This window comes from Rhizobium mongolense USDA 1844 (assembly GCF_000419765.1).
GTDB classification, from domain to species: domain Bacteria; phylum Pseudomonadota; class Alphaproteobacteria; order Rhizobiales; family Rhizobiaceae; genus Rhizobium; species Rhizobium mongolense.
The window spans coordinates 163,113-186,505 of the sequence record NZ_ATTQ01000002.1; the positions used below are offsets into that span (position 1 = coordinate 163,113).

The 23,393-nt window shown below is 60.1% G+C and carries 24 protein-coding genes and 1 riboswitch; of the genes, 13 read left to right on the forward strand and 11 right to left on the reverse strand.

All coding sequences use genetic code 11. The features are described from left to right. Positions 1 to 93: 93 nt before the first annotated feature. The 5 genes from A3C3_RS0103885 to A3C3_RS0103905 form a co-directional block, all read right to left on the reverse strand. Complete coding sequence (locus A3C3_RS0103885) at positions 94 to 1,062, reverse strand: adenosine deaminase (protein WP_022713306.1); 969 nt, start codon at positions 1,060 to 1,062, stop codon at positions 94 to 96. Next, a complete protein-coding gene (locus A3C3_RS0103890) occupies positions 1,059 to 2,279 on the reverse strand; it encodes a phosphopentomutase (RefSeq protein WP_022713307.1) in 1,221 nt (406 codons plus the stop codon). The genes A3C3_RS0103885 and A3C3_RS0103890 overlap by 4 nt, the downstream gene beginning before the upstream one ends. A gap of 91 nt (positions 2,280 to 2,370) precedes the next feature. After that, positions 2,371 to 2,955, reverse strand: coding sequence for a TadE/TadG family type IV pilus assembly protein (locus tag A3C3_RS0103895; protein WP_028739381.1), 585 nt, complete (start codon positions 2,953 to 2,955; stop codon positions 2,371 to 2,373). Continuing rightward, complete coding sequence (locus A3C3_RS0103900; protein WP_022713309.1) at positions 2,955 to 3,596, reverse strand: TadE/TadG family type IV pilus assembly protein; 642 nt, start codon at positions 3,594 to 3,596, stop codon at positions 2,955 to 2,957. Before A3C3_RS0103900 ends, A3C3_RS0103895 begins: the two co-directional genes overlap by 1 nt. A 78-nt stretch (positions 3,597 to 3,674) precedes the next feature. Beyond that, on the reverse strand, positions 3,675 to 4,088 hold the full coding sequence (locus A3C3_RS0103905; RefSeq protein WP_022713310.1) for a pilus assembly protein N-terminal domain-containing protein: 414 nt from the start codon (positions 4,086 to 4,088) through the stop codon (positions 3,675 to 3,677). A gap of 413 nt (positions 4,089 to 4,501) precedes the next feature. Between A3C3_RS0103905 and A3C3_RS0103910 the strand changes: the two genes are divergently transcribed. The 10 genes from A3C3_RS0103910 to A3C3_RS0103955 all read left to right on the forward strand — a co-directional run bounded on the left by A3C3_RS0103910 (position 4,502) and on the right by A3C3_RS0103955 (position 14,039). Then, positions 4,502 to 4,699 carry a Flp family type IVb pilin gene (locus A3C3_RS0103910; RefSeq protein ID WP_022713311.1) on the forward strand — a complete coding sequence of 66 codons (198 nt, stop codon included), beginning with the start codon at positions 4,502 to 4,504 and terminating at the stop codon, positions 4,697 to 4,699. Positions 4,700 to 4,782: 83 nt separating this feature from the next. Continuing rightward, on the forward strand, positions 4,783 to 5,295 hold the full coding sequence (locus A3C3_RS0103915; protein WP_022713312.1) for an A24 family peptidase: 513 nt from the start codon (positions 4,783 to 4,785) through the stop codon (positions 5,293 to 5,295). 110 nt (positions 5,296 to 5,405) lie between these two features. Further along, the gene (gene cpaB / locus A3C3_RS0103920; protein ID WP_022713313.1) at positions 5,406 to 6,218 is read left to right on the forward strand and encodes a Flp pilus assembly protein CpaB; all 813 of its coding nucleotides are present in this window, start codon (positions 5,406 to 5,408) and stop codon (positions 6,216 to 6,218) included. A 10-nt stretch (positions 6,219 to 6,228) separates the two neighbouring features. Next, positions 6,229 to 7,734, forward strand: a complete 1,506-nt coding sequence (locus A3C3_RS0103925; RefSeq protein ID WP_022713314.1) for a type II and III secretion system protein family protein — start codon at positions 6,229 to 6,231, stop codon at positions 7,732 to 7,734. Continuing rightward, the gene (locus tag A3C3_RS0103930) at positions 7,731 to 8,459 is read left to right on the forward strand and encodes a CpaD family pilus assembly protein (protein WP_028739382.1); all 729 of its coding nucleotides are present in this window, start codon (positions 7,731 to 7,733) and stop codon (positions 8,457 to 8,459) included. Before A3C3_RS0103925 ends, A3C3_RS0103930 begins: the two co-directional genes overlap by 4 nt. Before the next feature lie 19 nt (positions 8,460 to 8,478). Then, positions 8,479 to 9,759 (forward strand): CpaE/TadZ family protein, encoded by a 1,281-nt coding sequence (locus A3C3_RS0103935; protein ID WP_022713316.1) that lies wholly within the window; start codon positions 8,479 to 8,481, stop codon positions 9,757 to 9,759. A 32-nt stretch (positions 9,760 to 9,791) separates the two neighbouring features. Further along, positions 9,792 to 11,267, forward strand: coding sequence for a TadA family conjugal transfer-associated ATPase (locus A3C3_RS0103940; protein ID WP_022713317.1), 1,476 nt, complete (start codon positions 9,792 to 9,794; stop codon positions 11,265 to 11,267). Continuing rightward, the gene (locus A3C3_RS0103945; protein WP_022713318.1) at positions 11,267 to 12,274 is read left to right on the forward strand and encodes a type II secretion system F family protein; all 1,008 of its coding nucleotides are present in this window, start codon (positions 11,267 to 11,269) and stop codon (positions 12,272 to 12,274) included. Before A3C3_RS0103940 ends, A3C3_RS0103945 begins: the two co-directional genes overlap by 1 nt. A 15-nt stretch (positions 12,275 to 12,289) precedes the next feature. Then, positions 12,290 to 13,273 (forward strand): type II secretion system F family protein, encoded by a 984-nt coding sequence (locus A3C3_RS0103950; protein WP_022713319.1) that lies wholly within the window; start codon positions 12,290 to 12,292, stop codon positions 13,271 to 13,273. Between the two features lie 34 nt (positions 13,274 to 13,307). Then, a riboswitch (ZMP/ZTP riboswitch) is annotated at positions 13,308 to 13,386 on the forward strand. Between the two features lie 20 nt (positions 13,387 to 13,406). Continuing rightward, positions 13,407 to 14,039 (forward strand): LysE family translocator, encoded by a 633-nt coding sequence (locus A3C3_RS0103955; protein WP_022713320.1) that lies wholly within the window; start codon positions 13,407 to 13,409, stop codon positions 14,037 to 14,039. Between the two features lie 7 nt (positions 14,040 to 14,046). Here the strand turns inward: A3C3_RS0103955 and A3C3_RS0103960 are convergent, their stop codons facing one another. Next, positions 14,047 to 14,871 (reverse strand): tetratricopeptide repeat protein, encoded by an 825-nt coding sequence (locus tag A3C3_RS0103960; protein ID WP_022713321.1) that lies wholly within the window; start codon positions 14,869 to 14,871, stop codon positions 14,047 to 14,049. 143 nt (positions 14,872 to 15,014) lie between these two features. On the opposite strand from A3C3_RS0103960, the gene A3C3_RS0103965 reads away from it, so the two are divergent. The 3 genes from A3C3_RS0103965 (at position 15,015) to A3C3_RS0103975 (ending at position 17,730) form a co-directional block, all read left to right on the forward strand. Then, on the forward strand, positions 15,015 to 16,400 hold the full coding sequence (locus tag A3C3_RS0103965; protein WP_022713322.1) for a leucyl aminopeptidase family protein: 1,386 nt from the start codon (positions 15,015 to 15,017) through the stop codon (positions 16,398 to 16,400). 114 nt (positions 16,401 to 16,514) lie between these two features. Next, positions 16,515 to 16,865, forward strand: coding sequence for a MarR family winged helix-turn-helix transcriptional regulator (locus A3C3_RS0103970; protein WP_028739383.1), 351 nt, complete (start codon positions 16,515 to 16,517; stop codon positions 16,863 to 16,865). 10 nt (positions 16,866 to 16,875) lie between these two features. Beyond that, positions 16,876 to 17,730, forward strand: a complete 855-nt coding sequence (locus A3C3_RS0103975; RefSeq protein WP_028739384.1) for a C40 family peptidase — start codon at positions 16,876 to 16,878, stop codon at positions 17,728 to 17,730. On the opposite strand, the gene A3C3_RS0103980 is transcribed toward A3C3_RS0103975, so the two are convergent. From A3C3_RS0103980 to A3C3_RS0104000, 5 genes are all read right to left on the reverse strand, one after another. Further along, complete coding sequence (locus A3C3_RS0103980; RefSeq protein ID WP_022713325.1) at positions 17,731 to 18,582, reverse strand: ABC transporter permease; 852 nt, start codon at positions 18,580 to 18,582, stop codon at positions 17,731 to 17,733. Between the two features lie 2 nt (positions 18,583 to 18,584). Further along, complete coding sequence (locus A3C3_RS0103985; protein ID WP_022713326.1) at positions 18,585 to 19,532, reverse strand: ABC transporter permease; 948 nt, start codon at positions 19,530 to 19,532, stop codon at positions 18,585 to 18,587. Positions 19,533 to 19,777: 245 nt separating this feature from the next. After that, a complete protein-coding gene (locus A3C3_RS0103990) occupies positions 19,778 to 21,310 on the reverse strand; it encodes an ABC transporter substrate-binding protein (protein WP_028739385.1) in 1,533 nt (510 codons plus the stop codon). Between the two features lie 123 nt (positions 21,311 to 21,433). Further along, positions 21,434 to 22,339, reverse strand: coding sequence for a LysR family transcriptional regulator (locus A3C3_RS0103995; protein ID WP_022713328.1), 906 nt, complete (start codon positions 22,337 to 22,339; stop codon positions 21,434 to 21,436). Positions 22,340 to 22,381: 42 nt separating this feature from the next. After that, positions 22,382 to 23,368, reverse strand: a complete 987-nt coding sequence (locus A3C3_RS0104000) for a P1 family peptidase (RefSeq protein ID WP_022713329.1) — start codon at positions 23,366 to 23,368, stop codon at positions 22,382 to 22,384. Positions 23,369 to 23,393 lie beyond the last annotated feature (25 nt).

Sequence of the window (23,393 nt, forward strand, 5' to 3'; positions counted from 1 at the left end):
AATTGTTCTTATCGGACGTTTCTTTCATGGAAAGCGCCTCAACTGCAAGAGTGGAGGCGATTTTCACGGCATGATCTTCAAGCCCCGGGCGGCTCAAAGCCGGGCGAGCAGCGCCATGCGGGTTGCTTCATCGACGAAAGCCGCTTCGATGCCGGTCCGCGTCAGCTCGTTGATTTCGCTGTCGCTGAAACCGAACGCATCGGCGGCGAGCTCATACTCGCGCTTCAATGAAGTATGAAAAAAGGGCGGATCGTCTGAACTGATTGTCACGCGAACGCCTGTTTCCTTGAACTTGCGCAGGGGATGCGAAGCGAAATCGGGAAAGACGTTCAGCGCAATATTGGAGCCAGGGCAAACCTCGAGAACGGTGCCGAGATCGGCAAGCCGCCTGACGAGGTCTGCTTCCTCGATCGCACGAACGCCATGCCCGATGCGCGATGGACGCACGACGTCGAGCGCATCGGCGACGCTGAAGGCGCCACAGACTTCGCCGGCGTGAATGGTGAGGCCAAGACCGGCGTCGCGGGCGATATCGAAGGCGCGGGCATAATCGGCAACGCGCCCCATGCGCTCCTCGCCGGCCAAGTTGAAGCCGGTGATCAGCGGGTTGTTGGCCTTGGCCGCGTATTTCGCAGCCGCGATCACGCGCTCAGGCCCGAAATGCCGCTCGCCGGTGACGATCAGCCGCGCTTCGATGCCATTCTTTGCCTTGGCCTGGCGAATGCCTTCGCAGATGCCGGCGATATAGGCATCTGCGCCAAGCCCGATACGCTCGCCGTGGTCGGGTGAAACGATGAGTTCGCTATAGATCGTACCGATCCCCGCAAGCTCCTGCAGATAGGTCTCGGTAAGAAGCCCATAGTCCTCGTCGGTCTGGTAGACCTCGGAAACCTTGTCGTAGCATTCGAGGAAGCTCGCAAAATCATGCCAGACATATGCTCCGTCGCGGAGATAAGCGCTGATGTCGGTCTTGTATTTTCTCGCCTGGGCTTCTGTCAGCGCCGGAGGTGCCGCGCCCTCCAGATGGCAGTGCAGCTCGACCTTCTTCAAATGTGACGTCACAGAAAGCTTCTCCCATGCTGCCCGGCGGCGATGCCGAGATGCCGGGCAACCGTCTCGCCGATATCGGCATATGTGCTGCGAATGCCGATATTGCGCGACTTCAGCCCCGGACCGTAAGCGATGATCGGCACGCGCTCGCGTGTATGATCCGTGCCGCGCCAGGTTGGGTCGCAGCCGTGGTCGGCCGTAAGGATGACGAGATCGCCGGGGGCAAGCTTGCGGTGCACGTCCGGCAGCCGCGCATCGAAGGCTTCGAGCGCGGCGGCATAGCCGGGCACATCGCGCCTGTGGCCATAGACCATGTCGAAATCGACAAAATTGGTGAAGACGAGGTCGCCGTCCTTGGCCTCTTCCATTGCGGCGAGCGACGCGTCCATCAGGGCGTCGTTGCCATTCGCCTTGATGACCCTTGAAACACCCTGATGCGCGAAGATATCGCCGATCTTGCCGATGGCATGAACCTTGCGCTCCGCCTTGACGAGACGATCGAGCAGCGTCGGCTCCGGCGGCGGCACCGAGAAATCGCGGCGATTGCCGGTGCGCTCGAATGTTGAGGAAGTTTCGCCGATGAAGGGCCGGGCGATCACCCGGCCTATGTTGTGGCTGTCGAGGAGTGCGCGGGCGATGCGGCAAAAGCCGAGCAGCCGGTCGAGACCGAAATGCGTCTCATGTGCCGCGACCTGAAAGACGGAGTCGGACGAGGTATAGCAGATTGGCTTGCCGGTGCGGATATGCTCCTCGCCCAGCCGGGCGATGATTTGCGTGCCTGAGGCGTGGCAATTGCCGAGAATGCCCGGAACCTCTGCCGCGTTGCAGAGCGCCTCGATAAATTGCGACGGAAAGGCCTCGCCTTCCGTGGGAAAATAACCCCAATCAAATGTCACCGGCGTTCCCGCGATTTCCCAATGGCCCGACGGCGTATCCTTGCCACGGGAGATCTCATTGGCGCAGCCATGAATTCCGTAGACTTTATCTGGAACCGGCATGCCGGCTGGAGCGCGCCCGGTCGCGGTCTTGGCAATCTGCATCAGGCCGAGTGCCGACAAATTGGGAAGCGAAAGCGGGCCAGACCGCAAGCCTTGCCTGTCGGCAGCGCCGGCCGCGCAAAATTCCGCGATATGGCCAAGCGTATCCGAACCCTCGTCGCCATAGTGCGCCGCGTCCGGCCCGCCGCCGACGCCGAAGGAATCAAGAACGAAGAGAAATGCACGTGCCATCGCAAACCATCAAGCTAGGCGGCTAAGAAGCCGCAATTCTGCTCAGGCATATAATGCCGCCGCAGGCTTGGCAAATTTCAATGGATCGCGATCAGCAATCGTTGCAAGCGACATTGTCGCCCTGCCGCTGGCGGTAATAGTAGGTGCGGTGGATGGTGATTTCCTGCATGTCGCCTGGAAGAAAATCGGGGCCGAACGCGAACAGCTTGTAGGGGATGCTGAGATCGGCCCGCACGAGAAAGCTATCTGCCTTCTGCATGTCGGTCGGAACGCCCGTCACGGTGGAATTTGCCGCGTAGGGCGCCGTCGTCGCGTCGTTTGCCCAAGACCATAGAACCTTGGCATTGGCACCGGCATCGATGGTGATGCCGGTGACTTTGATCTGCATGCCGGTCGAATCGAAGGGAGCGAAAATCGCGCCGGCAAGAGAACTGATATCGCTCAGCGAGCTCCTGGTCACATTCTTCTGCTGCGTGATCAGGTCGGCGATCGAGCCGGCAGCGCGGCTGGTGCGTTTGCTGACGCTCAGTCCGATCGTGATTTCGAAGGCGCCGATATAGAGCATCACCAGGACGGGAAAGAGGATGGCGAATTCGATTGCGCCAACGCCGCTGCGATCGCGCCCGAGCCGGAGGAGCTTTTCTTTCAACCGCATCAGGGTTCTGCTCACCGCCATCAGTATTGCTCGTTCTGGAAGGCGGCTGTGGCGACGATAAGGTAGTCGTTCAGCCTCGATCCGTCGGCTGTGCGGTACGGGGTGATATAGGGCCGGACTAGATCGGTGACGACCTGCCAGTGATAGTAGGCACGAACCATGTTGATCGAGCTTGAGCCGCCGGGTGAATATTGCATCGCTGTCGTATCGAGGCCTGTCGCATTCATCGGAATGGTGACGGGGATATCGGAGAACTTGCTGAATGTACGGACATCGAGCCAAAGTTTGTTCGGCGTGGCGATTTCGGTGGCGGAGCACTGGATCAGGATCGAGACTTCCTCGCAAAAGTCCTGCCGGAATGCCGTCCGGTCCTTATAGGTCGTCTGCCCGACGACATTGGTGATCTGTCCGGTCCGCAGCTTGCGGCTCATGGTGTCGACGGCGTTGGAGACCAGTTCTTCCGCGGCGAAGGCGATGAAGGTCTCCAGGATTGCGAAGATCACCATGAAATAGGGAATGGCAAGCAGTGCGAATTCTATCGCTGCCGATCCGTCGCGTGAGCGCGCAAAAGTCCGCCATCCGCCCCGCCTGCCGGGCGGCGTGCAGGTTCTATCTGCCTGGTGATCATTGGCCGCGACGGCGCCATCCGATGGAACGTTCATGCAATGATCGTAAAGTGCGTTCGTTGATTTTCCGTTTCAGGGCGGGTCAACAATTTAACGGATGACGACGATCTTGCGTCAGCCGCCGGCATCTGCCGCATTGTTCTGCTGCGTGTGTTGTTCGCAGTTCGGCGTGCAGGAAAGGACGGAGCGATCGGTCTGCCGGTAGACGCGAACCGTGTTGCCTTCGTCGATGGAAACGAGGACGGTCTCATCGAGTATCGCATTGCCATCGGCATCGAGCAGCACCAGATTGGTCGTTCCGAAACTGCGGCCTGTCAGCACGATCGTCTTTGGATCGGCAACGGTCGCGTCGGCAACCTTGGAATTGCCGATGATCACTTTGCTGGCTGGTCGGTCGAGCTTCAAAACACGCGCGTGATCCATATAGACGCGCAGCACGTCTTCCTCGGCGCGCACGGGAGCCTGAAGCCCGCAAAGCACGAGGATTGCTGCCGCGGTAAAGGAGATAGTCTTGCCGCTCGATGGCATAGCGTTCTCTTTATTGGATCCGGATCAGAGTCCGGCAGAAATCTCAAGACAGAATGGAAAAAAATGGTGAATGAAGCTTTAAGAATTGCCGGCCCTGCCTGATGATGGCACGTGTTTATCCAAATTGGGTCAGGTAAGGAGAGTTTCGTGAGGCATGGTGATCTGTAATGGCGCAGCCTATGTAATGTTTCGGTGCATCCCGAAGACCGATGTTTTATAGGATTCGCAATATAGATAAAATTGAATATATCCGAGTAACGTAATACTTACCATGGATGTTTCTACTTTAGCATTTACGATCCGGTAACCCTCTTCCTTAAGCCGATTGAAACAGCCCCTCGCTAGGTTGTGGCATCCGATCAACGGCAACAGTTGGCGGACGTGCTGAACCTCAACTGGAGTTAGGAGTAACCATGACCAAGCTTTTTAGCCGTTTTCTGAAGGACGAATCCGGCGCGACCGCAATCGAATACGGTCTGATCGCAGCGCTGATTTCCGTAGCGCTCATCGCCGGTGCCACCAGCCTCGGCGGCACGCTCAATAACACGTTCACCAACCTCTCGGCGACGATGAACGGTGCTGCCGCAAAGGGCAACGTCACCATCCCGTGATGGTTGCCGGCGGCAATGAGTGATGAGATCAGGCTCACAGCTCGAAGCGGTGAGCCTTTTCCTATTTGGCATAGGAGGCGCGGATGACAGCAGCAGCAATTTTTGTGGTTTTCCCTCTCTGTCTCGCGATTGCTGCCTTCGCCGATCTTATCTCGATGACGATTCCCAACCGTGTGTCGCTCATTCTCAGCATTTCGTTTCTGATCATCGCACCTTTCACGGGGATGCCAATTCCGGTGATCGGCATGCATCTTGCTGCGGGTCTTGCTGTATTCTGCGGATGTTTCGCGCTCTTTGCCTTGAACGTCATGGGCGGAGGGGACGCGAAGCTTCTCACAGCGACCGCCCTCTGGTTCGGCTTCAATCAAAGCTTGATCCTGTTCATCTGCTGCGTCGGCGTGATCGGCGGCTTGCTGACGTTTGCCATTCTGATGATACGATCGCGATCCAACACGATCCTAGCCATAGGCCTGCCTGTTCCGAATTCACTCCTGCTCGCAAAGAAAATCCCCTACGGCATCGCAATCGCGATTGGCGGTTTTATGGCATTTCCCTATTCGCCGATGCTGACCAATGCGCTGGAAACGTTGAAGTAACGGCGGTTTAAACGTCCGTTAACTTAAAATGTAAGTGTTCCGTTAACTATAATTACACCAATTCCTGAGCATTCTTCGGGGTGAACACGCCGTCTCCCGAGGACTGAATAATGAAGCCCGCCCGTTTGATGATACTTTCAGTGGCCGTCGTCGCTGCTGGCCTCGCCGGTCTACTGGCGATGAAGCTTGCGGGGCGGGGCGGTGTCGTCACGCAGGTTCAGTCGGTGGTCGAAAAGGAACCGACGGTCAATGTGCTGGTCTCGAGCGCCAATCTACCGGTCGGCGCCCGCATTGACGACAAGGCGGTTCACTGGATGCCCTGGCCGCGGGGCGGTGTCATACAGGGCTTCATCACCGAAGCCGACAAGCCGGATGCGGTCAAGGACATGCTGGGCGCGGTGGTCCGCCTGCCGATCTTCGAAGGCGAGCCGATACGGCCGGAAAAAATCGCCGATTCCAACAGCCGCATCCTCTCTGCACTTCTGCCGGCCGGCAAGCGCGCCGTCGCGACGGAAATCTCGGTCGCAACCGGCGCCGGCGGCTTCATCCTTCCGAACGACCGTGTCGACGTCATCATGGTCCGCAGGGCGCAGGGAAGCGACAAGTTCCTGACGGAGGCCGTGCTGAGCAATGTCCGCGTTCTCGCCATCGATCAGCAGATCCAAGAGAAAGACGATGGTTCCAAGGCTGTCGTAGGCACGACGGCGACCCTGGAACTGACGCCCGATCAAACCAAGGTTCTGACGGTCGCGCAGCAGATGGCCGACAAGCTGTCGCTTGCCTTGCGTTCCGTAGCCGACGCGCAGGAGCAGGACACGAGCGCTGCTGATTATCTCCTGAATGGAGACAATGGAAGCGCGTTGGTTCAGGTCATCAAGTCCGGTTCGATCGTCACAGACAGCAGTGCGCCAAAGGCCGAGTGAGGGGAAATTAATGGTCAACACAATGCGGCGCAGCAAGTCTTTCCTCGCAGGCTTTCTCACACTGGCGATCGTCGTTTCGGGGCTGACCCCTCCTGCCTTCGCGCCACTCGTTGGCGCAGGGATTGCCCATGCGGAATCGGAGGGCGTCATCCAGATCTCGCGGACGGGTCCCGGCGCCCACCGCCGCCTGAAACTCGGTCTCAACAAGGCACTCGTCGTCGACCTGCCCGAAGATGCACATGATATCCTCGTCTCCGATCCGTCGATGGCGGATGCCGTAACGCGAACCTCGCGCCGTATCTATCTCTTCGGCAAGAAGGTCGGCCAAACGAACATCTTCATTTTCGGGAGCGATGGCCAGGAGGTTGTGAGCCTCGACCTCGAAATCGAACGCGATGTCTCTGGCCTCGAGACGAACCTGAAGCGCTTCATCGTCGACTCCAATATCAAGGTCGAGATCGTGTCCGACAACATCGTGCTGACCGGCACCGTCCGTACGCCGCAGGATGCCAAGCAGGCCGCCGACCTTGCCCTGGCATTTCTGAAGGGCGGCGAAGCGACGACGCGAACCGAGACGGCCGCCAGTAGCGCAGAGCAGGGCGATGTCGCGCTTTTCGCCGAGGCGCGCCAGGAATCGCAGGTCGTCAACCTGCTGCAGATTGAGGGCGAGGATCAGGTCACGCTCAAGGTGACGATCGCCGAAGTCCGTCGCGAAATCCTGAAACAGCTAGGCTTCGACAATCTCGTATCGAATTCCTCGGGTATGACCGTAGCGCAACTCGGAACACCTGCGACGGATAGCGCCACTGCGACGGTCGGCGGCGGACTTGCCGCTCTTTTCAAGAGCTCGATCGGCAAATACGACATATCGACATATCTGAGCGCCCTGGAACAGGCGAAGGTGGTGAGAACTTTGGCGGAACCGACCCTGACCGCCATTTCCGGTCAGGCCGCAACCTTCAATTCCGGCGGCCAGATTCTGTTTTCGACAACAGACAACGACGGCAACGTGACAATTGTTCCTTACAGCTACGGCATCAACCTGGCCTTCAAGCCCGTGGTTCTGTCTTCGGGACGCATCAGTCTCGAAGTCACAACGAATGTATCGGAGCCGACGGCGTCCGCTTCGGGATCGCGGCCCACTTTTCAGCGCCGTTCTGCCGAGACATCCGTCGAGCTTCCCTCCGGCGGCTCGATCGCGCTTGCCGGCCTGATCAGGGACAACGTTTCACAGACATCGAACGGCACGCCGGGTGTGAACAAGATCCCCTTGCTGGGTACATTGTTCCGCCAGAGGACGGTGCAGCGAGAAGAAACCGAGCTTGTCATTATCGCGACCCCCTATCTGGTACGGCCCGTCGCCCGCAACGAGCTTAACCGGCCGGATGACAATTTCAGCCCGGAACATGATGGCCAGGCGTTCCTCATGAACCGTGTCAACAAGGTTTATGGCCGCCGCGAAGCGCCGGTGGCAGACGCGCAATTCCACGGTTCGATTGGGTTTATCTACAAATGAGCGGCGCAGGATCGAAAACGATGAAACGATATGGTGACCGGGCGATGGCTCAAAGCGCGAAATCCACGATGCGGTGGGCCATGCTTGGCGCGGCGGTACTTGCGGGTGCGATGCTCTCCGGCTGCGCGGCTCCACGCGACAATCTGACAACTGGCGGTATCCCCGATGACTACCGCCAGCGCCATCCGATCGTGGTGGCCGAGGCCGAGCAGACGGTTGATATCCCGGTCGCCTCGACGGATCGGCGCTTGACGATTGCCCAGCGTGATATGATCCGCGGCTTTGCGGCCAATTATACGTCCCGGGCTTCCGGCCCGGTTTATGTCATGACACCACAAGGCTCGCCAAATTCGGGTGTCGCAAGCCAGTTGCGGAACCAGGTGCGGGCCGAGCTCTCGAAGAGAGGGATACCGAGCTCGAAGATCGTCAATGCGAGCTATTCGGCAACTCCTGGCGATGCAGCGCCGATCCGGCTCAGCTTCGTCGGCATGACAGCCATGACCACGCAGTGCGGCCAATGGCCGAAGGATATCGGCGGCGGCTTCGACAACCAGAATTATTACAATTTCGGCTGCGCGACCCAGAACAATCTGGCCGCACAGATCGCCAATCCGGAAGACCTGATTGCGCCGCGCGGAATGACGCCGATCGATGCTGCGCGCCGCAATGACGCCATCACTGAATATCGCGAATACAGGACCGTCCTTGAACACAACAACTTCTAATGAGGAGCGGATCCAGACGATGAGCCCTATCGAATACGAGATCAAGAACACGACGGAGCTCCAGCATGCGGAAGACGCCGTTCGCATGGGCGAGCTGGAAAATATGCGGCCGCTGCCGCGTATTTCCGTGCACGCTTTCTGCGAAAGTGAGGCGCTGCAGCGGGTGATGGAGCGCTGCGGCAACGACCGGCGGATGGCGAAGGTCAGCTTGCGGATTACCAGCGGCGGCATTGCGGCTGCTGCGAACATGTTCGCCAGCGCTCCGACCCCCAACCTGATCATCCTCGAAACCAAGGCCAATGCGGCAAGCCTGCTTTTAGAGCTTGCGCCGCTTGCGGCTGTCTGCGATCCGAGCACCAAAGTCGTTATCATCGGCCACTACAACGACATCGCGCTTTACCGCGAGCTGATCCGCAACGGCATTTCCGAATACATGGTTCAGCCGATCGCGATGCCGGACGTCATGATGGCCATGGCGTCGATTTTCGTCGATCCGGATGCCGAGCGGCTTGGCCGCAGCATCGCCTTCATCGGATCAAAGGGAGGCACCGGTGCCTCGACGATCGCCCACAATTGCGCTTTCGGCATCTCCAATCTCTTCGCGACCGAGACGATCCTCGCCGATCTCGATCTGCCTTATGGCACGGCAAATATCGATTTCGACCAGGACCCGACGCAGGGGATCGCCGAGGCGGTCTTTGCTCCCGATCGGCTGGACGAGGTTTTTCTCGACCGATTGCTGACGAAATGTTCGGAACACCTGTCGCTGCTTGCGGCACCGTCGCTACTCGATCGCGCCTACGATTTCGATGGCCAGGCATTTCAGCCGGTTCTTGAAGTTCTGCAGCGCAGCGCGCCGGTGACGGTGCTCGATGTTCCGCACGCCTGGTCGGAATGGACGCGATCGGTCCTGGCCGCCGTGGATGAGGTGGTTATCTGCGCCGTTCCTGATCTTGCGAACCTGCGCAACGCAAAGAACATGCTCGATGCCCTGCGCAAGCTGCGCCCGAACGATAAGATGCCGCATCTGATCCTCAATCAGGTCGGCATGCCGAAGCGGCCGGAAATCGCCCCGTCCGATTTCTGCGAACCGCTCGAGATCGAGCCGATCGCGATCATTCCTTTCGATGTCGGTCTCTTCGGCAATGCCGCCAATAGCGGTCGCATGATCTCGGAGATGGATCCGAAATCGCCAACCGCCGAAACCTTTTCGCAGCTGGCACACATCGTCACCGGCCGTGTGGCCATCAAGAAGGCGAAGCGCGGCGGGCTGATGGGGCTGCTGAAGCGCGCCAAGTAAAGAGACGAAACGAGTAGATTGGATTTTGTGGTATGTTCGGAAAACGCGGAAATGAAGGCTTCGGAAAGGGGGGCGCCGTAAGCGCACCGCCACCGCCGCCTGCCGCGGCGGCTCCTTCTTCCGCGCCCGCCGTGCTGGTCGAGCCGGCAAGAGAGCCTGGCCGGCCCCAGGTGACACCGCCGCCGATGCAGACGCCACAGCGCCGGCGACCGGCCCGTACCGACGAATATTACGACACCAAGGCGCAGGTCTTTTCGGCGCTGATCGATACGATCGACCTGTCCCAGCTTGCCAAGCTCGATGCCGAAAGCGCTCGCGAGGAAATTCGCGACATCGTCAACGATATCATCACCATCAAGAACTTCGCGATGTCGATATCCGAGCAGGAAGAGCTGCTTGAAGACATCTGCAACGATGTTCTCGGCTACGGCCCGCTGGAACCGCTGCTCGCGCGCGACGATATCGCCGACATCATGGTCAACGGCGCCGGCAAGACCTTCATCGAAGTCGGCGGCAAGACGGTCGAATCGGAAATTCGCTTCCGCGACAACGGCCAGCTTCTCTCGATCTGCCAGCGCATCGTCAGCCAGGTCGGCCGCCGCGTCGATGAATCGAGCCCGATCTGCGACGCCCGTCTTCCGGATGGCTCGCGTGTCAACGTCATCGCCCCGCCGCTTGCCATCGACGGACCGGCGCTCACGATCCGTAAATTCAAGAAGGACAAGCTGACGCTCGATCAGCTCGTCCGCTTCGGCGCGATCACCCCTGAAGGCGCAACGCTGTTGCAGATCATTGGCCGGGTGCGCTGCAACGTCGTGATCTCCGGCGGTACCGGTTCCGGCAAGACGACGCTTCTGAACTGCCTGACGAACTATATCGACAGAGACGAGCGGGTCATCACCTGCGAGGATACGGCGGAACTGCAGCTGCAGCAGCCGCATGTGGTCAGGCTGGAAACCCGCCCGCCGAACATCGAAGGCGAAGGCGAGATCACCATGCGTGATCTCGTCAAGAACTGCCTTCGCATGCGTCCGGAACGCATCATCGTCGGCGAGGTGCGCGGACCGGAGGTCTTCGATCTTCTGCAGGCGATGAACACCGGTCATGACGGCTCGATGGGAACGATCCACTCGAACTCGCCGCGCGAATGCCTGAGCCGTATCGAATCCATGATCGCCATGGGCGGCTACAGTCTCCCGGCAAAGACCGTTCGCGAAATCATCGCCGGCTCGATCGATGTCATCATTCAGGCAGCGCGTCTTCGCGACGGCTCGCGGCGCATCACGGCAATCAGCGAGGTGATCGGCATGGAAGGCGACGTGATCATCACCCAGGATCTGATGCGCTACGAGATCGAAGGCGAGGACGCTGGCGGCCGACTGATCGGCCGTCATATGTCGACCGGTATCGGCAAGCCGAATTTCTGGGATCGTGCGCGCTATTACAACGAGGAAAAGCGCCTGGCTGCCGCCTTGGATGAGATGGAAGCAAAGTCGAAGGAAGTATGATGTTCGGTCTCGATCCGTTAGTGCTCGCCATCATCGTGCTGGTTGCGGTCGCAGCCGGCGCGGTTTGCTATGGCCTGCTCTTCAGCCGTATGGAGACCGAGAAGAAAGCTGCCAATCGCGTCAGCCGCGTCGCTTCGACCGAGACCGACCGGGTGAAGGTCAAGGCCGCACGGGACCGTGTCCAGGAAATGTCGAAACGCCGCAAGTCCGTGCAGGACAATCTCAAGGACCTCGAAAAGCGCCAGCAGGAAAACGCAAAACGGAAACTGTCGCTGAAGTCGCGGCTGACCCAGGCAGGCTTTGCGATCACGCCCGCCAAATTCTACGTGTTCAGCGCCGCCTTCGGCCTGTTCCTGATGCTTATCGCGCTGCTCGCCGGCGCGCCGATGCTGGTCGTACTTGCGCTTCCGGTCGTTGCCGGCCTCGGCCTGCCGCGGTGGATCCTGGGCTTCCTGATAAAGCGCCGCCAGAACAAATTCCTCGACGAATTTCCGAACGCGCTCGACGTCATCGTGCGTTCGATCAAGTCCGGCCTGCCGCTAAACGACGCGATCCGCCTCATCGCAAACGAGGGCCGCGATCCGGTGAAAACCGAATTTCGCCGTGTCGTGGAATCGCAGCAGGTCGGCCTCAGTGTTCCCGACGCCTGTGCGCGCATGACCAACTACATGCCGCTGCAGGAAGTGAGCTTTTTTGCGATCGTCATCGCCATTCAGTCGCAGGCCGGCGGCAATCTTTCCGAAGCGATCGGCAATCTCTCGAAGGTTCTCCGCGACCGCAAGAAGATGAAAGCCAAGGTGAAGGCGCTATCGATGGAGGCCAAGGCTTCCGCCGTCATCATCGGCGCTTTGCCCTTTATCGTCGCCACGCTCGTCTATCTCACGTCACCGCAATACATGATGATCCTGTTCACCGATCCGCGGGGGCACCTCATCATGGGTCTCTCGGCGGTGTGGATGTCGATCGGCATCTTCGTCATGCGCAACATGGTCAATTTCGACATCTAGCCGGAGGCAAGCGTCATGTCAGCAGATCTTGCAGGGCGATTGACCGATCCGGCCATGCTTGTCGCGCTTCTCGTTGCGATCGCTGTCTTTGCGACCTTCTACACGATCGCCGTTCCCTTCTTCGAGCGCGGCGACTTGAACAAGCGCATGCGCGCCGTTTCGACGGAGCGTGATCAGATTCGTGCACGCGAGCGTGCCCGTATGAACACGGAGACGGGAACAAAGGCGTCGCTTCGCAACCAAAACAATCGCTCTGTTCGCCAGATCGTCGAGCGCTTCAATCTGCGCAAAGCACTGGTCGACGAAAACACGATGAACAAGCTGCGTGCAGCCGGCTACCGCTCCGAAAACGCTCTGAACACCTTCCTCGTCGCCCGCTTCCTTCTGCCCTTCATTTTCCTCGCCCTCGCCGCCTTTTGGATTTTCGGTCTCGGCAACCTCGCAGCCAAGCCTCTTCCTATCCGCCTGCTTGCGATGATCGGCATGGGCTATCTCGGTTTTTATGCACCGAACATCTTCATTTCGAACCGCATGTCGAAGCGTCAGCATTCGATCAAGCGTGCCTGGCCGGATGCGCTCGACCTGATGCTGATTTGCGTCGAGTCCGGCATCTCGATCGAAGCAGCGATGCGCCGCGTATCGGAAGAGCTCGGCGAACAGTCGCCGCCGCTTGCCGAAGAAATGGTGCTGACGACTGCAGAGCTTTCCTTCCTGCCGGACCGCCGTCAGGCGCTCGAAAACCTTGGTACGCGCACGCAGATCGATCTCGTGCGTTCAGTCACCCAGGCCCTCATCCAGGCCGACCGTTACGGCACGCCGATTTCGCAGGCGCTGCGCGTTCTCGCCCAGGAAGGCCGAGACGAGCGCATGAACGAGGCTGAAAAGAAGGCGGCTGCCCTACCGCCGAAGCTGACCGTTCCGATGATCCTGTTCTTCCTTCCCGTCCTCGTTGCCGTCATCCTCGGCCCGGCCGGCATCCAGGTCGCCGACAGGTTCTGATGCCGCTTGCAGGCGAGGCGGAAACCAGTTAGCCGTAGTTCCGCGTGACTGGCGAATGAGATCGAAGACCATCGGGAAGCGCTGATGTGACCGCCGCTCGCCTGGCGTCTTTCGAAATCAGGAGCGAGCCTTTATGTCTTCCGCAGCCATCCTCACCAGCATTTTTGCAGCACTGATGGTCGGCGCGATGAGCCCCGGCCCGAGTTTCGTCGTCGTTTCCCGCATCGCCATTTCCCGCTCGCGCCTTGATGGCCTGGCAGCGGCGCTCGGGATGGGTGTCGGTGGTGTCATGTTCGGCATTCTTGCGCTCGCAGGCCTGACGGCTTTGCTGACGCAATTCGCGTGGCTTTACCTGGTGCTGAAGTTTGCAGGCGGTGCCTATCTCGTCTATATCGCGTTTCGCATCTGGCAGGGCGCGAAGGTGCCTCTCGATGTATCCGGTGCGGTTGAGGGCAGGGCGGCGCTCGGCCGCAGTTTCTCGATGGCGCTTTTGACGCAGCTCAGCAATCCGAAGACCATCATCGTCTATGCGAGCATATTCGCAGCGTTTCTGCCGAAAACCGTACCTGTTGGTGTCATGATCGGTCTGCCGATCGGAATCTTCGCGATCGAGGCCGGATGGTATGCGATCGTGGCACTGGCTTTCTCCGCCCGCCGTCCCCGCCAGGTCTATTTGGCCGCCAAGCACTGGATTGACCGCGCTGCTGGGCTTGTCATGGGCGGGCTGGGTTTGCGCTTGATCTTCTCGGGCGCGATGCTTCGGTAGCCGGAGATCAGTTGGTATTGCTTGCCGGCGCGCTGTCCTTCGCCGCGAGCTTCTGCCATGAATTCTGCTGGGAAAGCATCGAACGCAAATAGGCGACGTTGGCGTCTGCCTGCTGCGGCGCGAGCTCGCGGCGGGCGATCTCTTCGGCCTCCGGGAAACGTCCCTGCAGGCCGACTGCAAGGGCGAGGTTCTGCCTGACACGGCTATCGGCGCCCGGCTGGCTCGCCGCCTGCTTGAGATAGGTTTCGGCGGTCCTGAGATCGCCGGTCAGCACGTAGGACATGCCGAGATTTGAAAGCACGGAAGGCTCGTTCGGCATGATGTCCAGCGCATCGCGATAACGCGCTCGCGCATCGCTGGGCTTGCCCATCTGGTCGAGAATCGCCCCCTGGGCAGAAATGAGCTTCCAGTCAGGCCGGTCCGGGGTTTGCGCCCGGCCGATCGTGTCGAGCGCTTGCTGGAACTGTCCTGCGGCCGCCTGGGCCTTGCCGTAGGCAGCAAGGACATTGCGGTCTTTGGGATTGGAAATCGCAACCTGCTGCATGACGGCAAGCGCCTGCGCGTCGCGCCCGGCCATGCGCAGCAGGTTGGCATAGTTGACGCCGTTTACCGGATCGCGGGGGTTTTTCTCGTAGGCCTGCCCGACCCGTTCCGTCATTGCGTGAAGCTCGTTCGCATCCATGGTCTCGACCGGCTTTGTCAACTTCGGCACCGAACCCGTCGTCATCTTGTCCTTGGTCATCGAGCAACCAGCGAGCGTGGTGACAACCAGCGCTGCCGTGACGCACTGGAGAATACGGTTCTTGAATGGATGGATGGCCGGGAGAGGCATTGCGCTTTCCTGAATTCAGAAACTGGCGTTTGACCTCTAAGCGGAACAGGGAAAGGTTTGACGCAATCTTCACTCCAGCAATAGTCTGTTAACCCTAACGGACCGTTAAAAAAACGATTCCCGGACATCGTCGAAGGATAAATATGGCCCCCTATCAGTTCATCGAGAGACCGACGCCTTTCAACACGAAAGGCGGTTCCACATTGCCGATCTTCGCGGTCACGCCGGCGCATATCGAGACCGGCACGATCGATCCGATCGCGCTCGACTGGGCGAAGAAGGCAGGCTACAAGGCGGAAAGCGGTTCGCTGCTGCTGATCCCGACCGCCGCCGGCCATCTTGGCGGGGCGCTTTTCGGCCTCGGCGCCAATCCATCGGAGCAGCCCTATATCACCGGCAAGCTTGCCCGTTCACTGCCCGCCGGCGACTGGCATATCGAAACCGCACCGCTGACGGCAAACCGCCTCTCGCTCGGTTTCGGTCTCGGCAGCTACCGTTTCGACCGCTATCGTTCCGACAAGCAGGCAGCCGCGACGCTAATGATCCCGCGCGATGCCGATGGCGCCGATATCAAGCGCCAGCTCGCAGGCGTCTTCCTCGCTCGCGATCTCATCAACACACCGACCAATGACATGGGCCCGGAACAGCTCGAAGCTGCCTTCCGCGGCCTTGCCGAGCACTACAAGGCGGAAATGTCGATCACCATCGGCGATGATCTGCTGAAGGAGAACTTCCCATTGGTCCACACCGTCGGCCGCGCCAGCGCCGACGCGCCACGGCTTCTGGAACTGCGCTGGGGGAAGAAGGGCCACCGCAAGGTTACGCTTGTCGGCAAGGGCGTCTGCTTCGATACCGGAGGCCTCGACATCAAGCCGGCCTCCTCCATGCTCTTGATGAAGAAGGACATGGGCGGTGCGGCGAACGTGATGGGTCTTGCGCTGATGATCATGGACGCGAAGCTGAAGGTCGATCTCCGCGTCATCATTCCCGTCGTTGAAAATTCGATTTCGGCAAATGCGTTCCGCCCGGGAGACATCTACAAGAGCCGCAAGGGCCTGACAGTCCAGATTGACAATACCGATGCGGAAGGCCGCCTGATCCTCGCCGATGCGCTGGCTTATGCCGACGAGGAATCACCGGATCTCCTGATCGACATGGCGACGCTGACGGGCGCTGCCCGCGTTGCGCTCGGCCCCGATCTTCCGCCCTTCTTCACGGATGACGAAAACCTTGCCCACGATCTGATTGACGCAAGCCTCGAGACGGACGACCCGCTGTGGCGGCTCCCGCTCTATATGGGCTATGACAAGGATATCCGCGCCAAGATCGCCGACATCACCAACGCTCCGGCGGGCGGCATGGCGGGTGCGATCACGGCGGCGCTGTTCCTGAAACGCTTTGTCAGCAACGCGAAGAGCTGGGCGCATTTCGACATCTACGGCTGGGCGCCGACCGAGCGCGCTCATTCGCCAGGCGGCGGCGAGGCGCAGGCGATCCGCGCGCTTTACCACCATATCCGCCGTGGCTGACCGCGATCGTTAAAATTTTATTCACCTTGCGGGGCGGCAGATTCTGCCGCCTCTTGCCTGCCAGCATTCTCTCCCGGAAAATAGAACGCTAGCGTAATGATTTCCGGAGGAGCCTTGCCGATCGAATTGACTGCCTCGCAGGCCCTGCGGCTTTGGCACGGCGTTACGCTTAACCAGGTTCACCATGACGAACGTGATTTGACGTTGCGCCAGATGGCGATCCTGCTGCATATCTATCTGGTTCCGCCGCCCCATACGGTGCGGGGGCTTGCCGCGACGCTGAACGTGACGAAGCCGGTTATCACCCGGGCGCTGGATACCATGGGCGAAATGGGCCTTGTCGATCGGGCACGCGATGAAAGCGACCGGCGGAACGTGATCATAAAGCGCACCGTGGGCGGCGCGCTCTATCTCGAGAAGCTCGGCGACCTGGTGCGTGACCAGGGGCGCCGCCTGCCGATCTAGTGGAATGGAGATGACGATGCTCGACCGCCGCCTGAATGCCTATCGGCCGGATCTTGCCGAAGCGAGTCTTGAAGGCAAGGTTGAAGCCTTGCGCTTCGTTTCCGGTACCCCGGCGCGGGTCGCCGTTCCCGTTGCACCGCTTCGCCCGCAACCGGAACCTTCAGTCGGCATCGATACGGAACTGCTCCTCGGGGAGGATGTAACGGTCCTTGACCGCGCCGGCGGCTGGTGCTGGGTAAAGGCCAGTTCGGACGGTTATGTCGGCTATATGCCGGAGGAGATGCTGTCCGACTCCCAGGCGGAGCCGACGCATATCGTCACCGTGCAGCGCACGTTCCTCTATCCGCAACCGGAATTGCGAAAGCCCTATAATTCCGTGCTTTCCATGGGCAGCCGCGTCAGGGTCGCGGGTGAGGCAGAGGTGCGCGGAAATCACTACGTCGTTCTGGAGGATGGCACCGCAATTTTTGCAAGGCATGTCCAGCCGGTCACCTCCGGCAAGGATGACGATTATGTCGAGATCGCGTCGCGCTTCATGAATGCACCCTACTTGTGGGGCGGCCGTTCGGGCCTTGGCATCGATTGTTCCGGTCTCGTTCAACTGGCCATGCTGATGACCGGCAAAAGCGCACCGCGCGACACGGACATGCAGGCAGCAAGCCTCGGCGCGAGGATCGATCGCTCCGGACTTCGCCGCGGCGACCTCGTCTTCTGGAAGGGACATGTCGCAATCATGGAGGACCCGGAAACGATCATTCACGCCAATGGCTACACGATGACTGTCGCCCGCGAGAATTTCGAGGCCGCTGTCAAACGTATAGGCCAGCTCTACCAACAGCCGACCGGTTACCGCCGTCCGGTATGATCAAGATCGCCGCGGGTCGAAGAAATCGCGCAGTCCATCGCCCAGCAAGTTGAAGCCTAGAACGGCAAGCGCGATCGTAAGCCCGGGTAGGATGGCAAGCCATGGCGCCAGCCCAAGATAGGTTTGGGAATCGGCGAGCATCCGACCCCAGGTTGGCGCCGGCGGCGCCACGCCGAGGCCAAGGAAACTTAATCCGGCCTCGGTGAGGATCGCCAGTCCAAGCTGGATCGCGGCATGGACGATGATCTGGTTCATGATGTTCGGCAACACATGGCGCACCGAGATCGTCAAGCGGCTGTTGCCGATCGCGCGCGCCGCCAGCACATAGTCGCGGCTCCAGGCCTGGAGGGCAGCAGCAAGTGTCACCCGCGCGAAGACCGGGATCATGAAGACGGCAATCGCTGTGATCGCCGTGAACCTGCCGGATCCGAGAAAAGCGCCGAGGATCATCGCCGAGAGGATCGGCGGCAGCGCGAAGATGACGTCGCAGACGCGCATCAGGAGTGTTTCGAAAATGCCGCGGGTCGCTGCGGCCGAAATGCCGGCAACCGAACCGATTGTGCCGCCGATGGCCACCGCGGTGATGGCGATCGACAGCGAATTCCAGCATCCGGCCATCAGCATCGAAAGAACGTCGCGGCCGAATTGATCGGTGCCGAGCACGCCGAATGCCAAGGGCGGCTGCAGTTTGTAAATGATCTGCATCTTTGCAGGCGGCAGCGGCGTCCAGACGAGTGACAGAAGTGCAACCGCGACAAGCAATCCGACGATGGATGATCCGGCGAGAAGCTTTATTTGCCGGCTAATTATAAATGAACGCCGTTTGATGGAGGTTTCGGAAGCGATCGCCATTGTCACACATCCCTTCGCAGTCGCGGGTCGATCGCGAGATAGGACATATCGACGAGGAAATTCATGATGACGACGAGCGCGGCAAAGAACAGTACGACGTCCTGCATGGCGATGATGTCGCGTTGCGACAATGCCTGAAACGCAAGCCGTCCAAGACCTGGAAGGTTGAAGACGTTTTCGACCAGAACCGCGCCCGCCACCAGGAACGTAAACTGCAATCCAAGGGTCGTCAGGATCGGCACCAGCGCGTTCGGCACGGCGTGCCGCCATAAGACGGCGCGCGCCGACAGTCCCTTCGCGATCGCCGTCCGCGTGAAATCCTCGTGCAGCGTTTCCAGGACCGCTGTGCGGGTGACGCGCGTCAGCACGCCTGCTTGCGGAAGCGCTAAGGCTGTGGCGGGCATAACCAGCGCCTGCAGTGCAGGCCAAAGCCCGGCACTCCAGCCCGGAAAGCCACCTGCCGGCATGAGCCCAAGTGTTGTCGAAAACAGGATGATCAGCAGCAGTGCCACCCAGAAAGCGGGAACGGCAATGCTTACCTGTGAAAAGAGCGTCGCTATGATATCGACGATGCCGTCGCGCCGTGCTGCCGCGAAGGTACCGAGCGGCACGGCGATGACGACGGAAAGGAGGATCGCGAGCAGCGCCAGCGGCATCGTCACCGCCAGCCGCTCGAGGATCAGCCCCGCAACCGGCACGCCATAGGTATAAGACTGCCCAAGATCACCGGAAAACACCCCGGCTACCCATTGGCCGTAGCGAAAGAGCAGAGGCTGATCGAGCCCGAGTTCATGGCGAAGTGCTGTCAGCGTCTCCGGCGTCGCCGAGGTTCCGAGCATGATCGAAGCGGGATCGCCCGGCAGAAGGTCCATGACAGCAAAAATCAGGAAAGAGACGGCGGCAAGCGTCAGGATCAGTCCGGCAAAGCGACGGCCAAGAAGCGCGATCATAGGCGTGGCTTACTTGCAGCCGACGCATTCGTCGTTCTCCTCATTCCTCTTCTTCGACTTGCTCCGGGGATCAGCACAGGAATCCAGCCACGGCGCGTCGGCGTCGCGAATGACTCGATCGAACGGGTCTTTTGCGCCCAAGGACTTCGGCGTTCTGGATCCCTGTGACAAGCACAGGGATGAGGGAGAAGAGAATTGCGCGTCACCTATTCACGCCTTCTAGATATCCAGCACGAAACTCAGCTTCACTCTTTCCACGCCACATTCGTCAGAACATTCGAAGGAATCGGCTCGTTTTCCCACAAGCCCTTCAGATTCTTGTCCCACACGCCGAGCTTGGGCATGACGAATAGATATAGCGCCGGCACATCCTCGGCGAGGATTTTCTGCGCCTCTTCGTTGATCTTGATCTGCAAGGCGGGATCGGTCGTCTCCTGCACCTTCTTCACCAGATCGTTGAAGACCGGGTTCTTGTAGTTGAAGTAGTAGGGATCGCGGGAATAGATGTCGATATCCATCGGCTCGGCATGCGCCACGATGGTCATTTCGTAAGCGCGGTCCTTCATTACATCCTGAACCCATTTTGCCGGAAATTCGGTCGGTTCAATGTTCATGGTCACGCCGATCTCGGCAAACATTGCCTGCATGACCTGGGCGCTGCGTGGCGCATAGGCCATCTGCGGCGATTTGATCGTGAAGGTGAAGCCATTCGGATAACCGGCGTCCGCAAGGAGTGCCTTCGCCTTTTCTGGATTGTAGGGCAACACGCCGGTCATGTCCTGATAACCCGGATCGTTCGGCGTATAATGGCTACCGATCGCCGTGCCGAGACCCGACCAGGCCCCGTCGATCACCGTCTGGCGGTCGATCGCCATCATCAGGGCCTGGCGCACTCGCTTGTCGTCGAAAGGCTTCCTGGAATTGTTCATGCCCGCAACGACCTTGAGCTCGGTATTGCCGATCTTCGTCACGAGCCGCGGATCACCTTCGAACGAGCTCATCAGCTCGGGTGCTGCGAATTCCGGAATGGCGTCCACGTCGCCGGCTTTCAGTGCGGCAGCCTGTGCTTGCGGGTCGGCTATGAAGCGAAAGTTCACCTTGTCGAGCTTCACGGATACCTGGCTGTTCCAATAGGCTTCGTTTTTCGCGAGCTCGACCTTGTCGCCCTTCGCCCAATTGACGAATTTGAACGGACCGGTTCCGACCGGGTGCGTCTTGTCGCTCGCAGCGGACTTCGGACCAACCATGACCGATGCCGGCCAACCAAGCCAGTAAAGCAGGCTTCCCGTTGGCTGCGAGAGGTGCAGCACCAGCGTTTCGGGATCCGGCGTATCGATGGAAGCAATCGAGGCGAAGAAGCGCTTCTGCGGATTGACCGAATCTTTCCCGCGGGCACGCTCCAACGCGAACTTGGCCGTAGCGGAATCGAAGGCTTCGCCGTCGTGGAACGTGACGCCGGTCTGCAGCTTGAACGTATAGGTCAGGCCGTCCGGCGAAATTTCCCAGCTCTTGGCAAGCTGCGGTCGGACCTTGCCACTCTCATCGATGGACACCAGCCCTTCGAAGATATTCTGCCAGGTCACCTGACCGATCGCGACCGGTGCGGCGATTGTCGGATCAAGCCCCGTCGGCTCGACGCTCATGCCGAGATTGAGCACCGCCTTGCCCGCTTGAGCCGGCATGACGGCGCTCGCCATCATCACGACGGAAAGGGCAGCGCTGAGGGAGAGGCGGTGGGCATGGCGTGTGAAAGGTGCCGGCAACAGGCTGGTGATCATAATCCTGCGGATCCCGAAAAAGCGGTGTGAAAGTGATGCGAACATTTTGTGTTCACAGTGTATCGAAAAAAGCTACACACTAAAAACAGAGAAAATGCAAGCTGTCTCCTTGCGTAACTGGCCTCAGCGGCTCTTCAGTTTCGTCCGCATGAAATTCTCGATGAAGCCGATGAGCTTGCCGGCCGCAAAGGAGAGCTGCCGGTCCGGTGCGATCGAGAGCTCGGCATGGGTGCGGATGGAGGTTTCGCTGGAAAGGGGGATTGCAGCAAGCTGACCCGCCTCGATCTCGCGGCGAACCGCAAGTGCCGGCAGTAGCGTCACTGCGCTGTCGCTGAGCACGAGTTCCTTCAGCATTTCCAGCGAACTTACCGTGAAAACCGGGTCGATCGTCAGCCCCTGCCGCTCGATAAGTGCATCGAAGTTCTGGCGGAAACCAAAGGACTTCTCGGGCAGGGCGAGCGTATCTCGCGCAAGTTCGCGAAGGGCGATTTCCTTGCGGCCTGCCGCTGCATGACGCGCCGAAACGATCACGTCGTAAGCGATTTCAAAGCGCGTCACCACTTTTGCCTCCGACATCGGCGGCGTAAAAAGCGTCAGCGCCATGTCGGCCTGGGCGGCGTTCACCGCTTCGATGGCCTGCCGCGCGCTGGTGATCATCACTTCGAAGCGGATATTGGGGTAGCTGCGGCTGAATTCCGAAAGCGCGGGTGCGAGCAGGCTGGTGACGATCGCTCCATTGGCGTAGATGGTCACCCTACCGCGCGCGATGCCCTTGAGGTCTTCGATCAGTTGTTGCACGTGCTCGAGTTCGCGAAGTGTCCGCCCGGCGCGCGCGGCAAGCAGCTCACCTGCGGCCGTCAGCGTCACGCCGCGCGCGCTGCGTTCGACGAGCGCAGCGCCGAAATGCTCTTCGAGATTCTCGATCTGGCGGCTGACGGCAGTCGGCGCAACGCCCAGGTTCTCGGCAGCCTGGCGCATGGACTTGGTCCTAACAAGCTCGTCGAAATACATCAGGGCCCGGATCTGCATTATTTCCCTCCGCCGCTTGGCCTTCTTACTCTGTCCAGGCAATCAGCGCCCGTCCGGGTAGAGCTCCCGCCAGGCCCGCTGCGCACCCTCGTAAGGCAGCGCTGTCGCTTCGTAAACACCGCGCGCGATGGCGCGGGCCATGACCATCCCCGCAAGATGGCAAAGCTCCATCAGTTCGCCCATGTCGGCCAGCGCTCGTGCACCCGTCGAGGCGGCAAACACCGTATCGCCGTCGAGCGGCAGATGCGCCGGAAGCAATGCCCTTGCGAGCCCGTCATGTGCGCCCAGCGAAAGCCGGTGAGCCTCGGCCTTCGTCAGCGCCGCATCGGTCACGACCGCACCGATCGTGGTTGCAGGCGCCATCACGCCCTTCAGCCGCAAGCGAGCATCTATCAGTTCCGGCATTCCGAACCCGCCGAATTCGTTGTCTCGTTCGAAGGGTGCTGCCCAGAAATGCGGCCCGTCGCCGATCGTTGCCGAACCGAGCGCATTGACTGCGACGATTGCCGCCACCTGATGCCCAGCGCTGCTGACCGTGCTTGCCGAGCCGAGCCCGCCCTTGAATGTCGCTGTCGTCGCACCCGCTCCAGCCCCCACCGTTCCAAGCGGGAAATCGCCTTTCGTTGCCGCCTTGAAGGCCGCATAGCCCATCTCCCGGTAAGGCGAATGCAGGCCCCAATTCTTGTCGCCACCGTTTAAGAGATCGAAGAGGATCGCCTGGGGTACGATTGGCACGCGCACCGTGCCCACCTGGAATCCGCGGCCGGCTTTCCTCAGGCCGGCCTGGACGCCGCCTGCCGCATCCAGCCCAAAGGCCGAGCCGCCGGAAAGAACGAAGGCATCAACCTTCTCGACCGTCATCGACGGATCGAGCAAGGCGGTGTCGCGCCCTCCGGGCGCGCCGCCGAGAGCGGTGGCCGAGGCCGTCGCCGGTTCGTCGAAGATAATCGCGGTGACGCCAGAACCGAGCTTCAGGTCCGTTGCGTGGCCGATCGAAACGCCTTGGATATCGGTAATGAGATTGAGCAAGTGCGCCGTCCTTGTTGACGCCGGA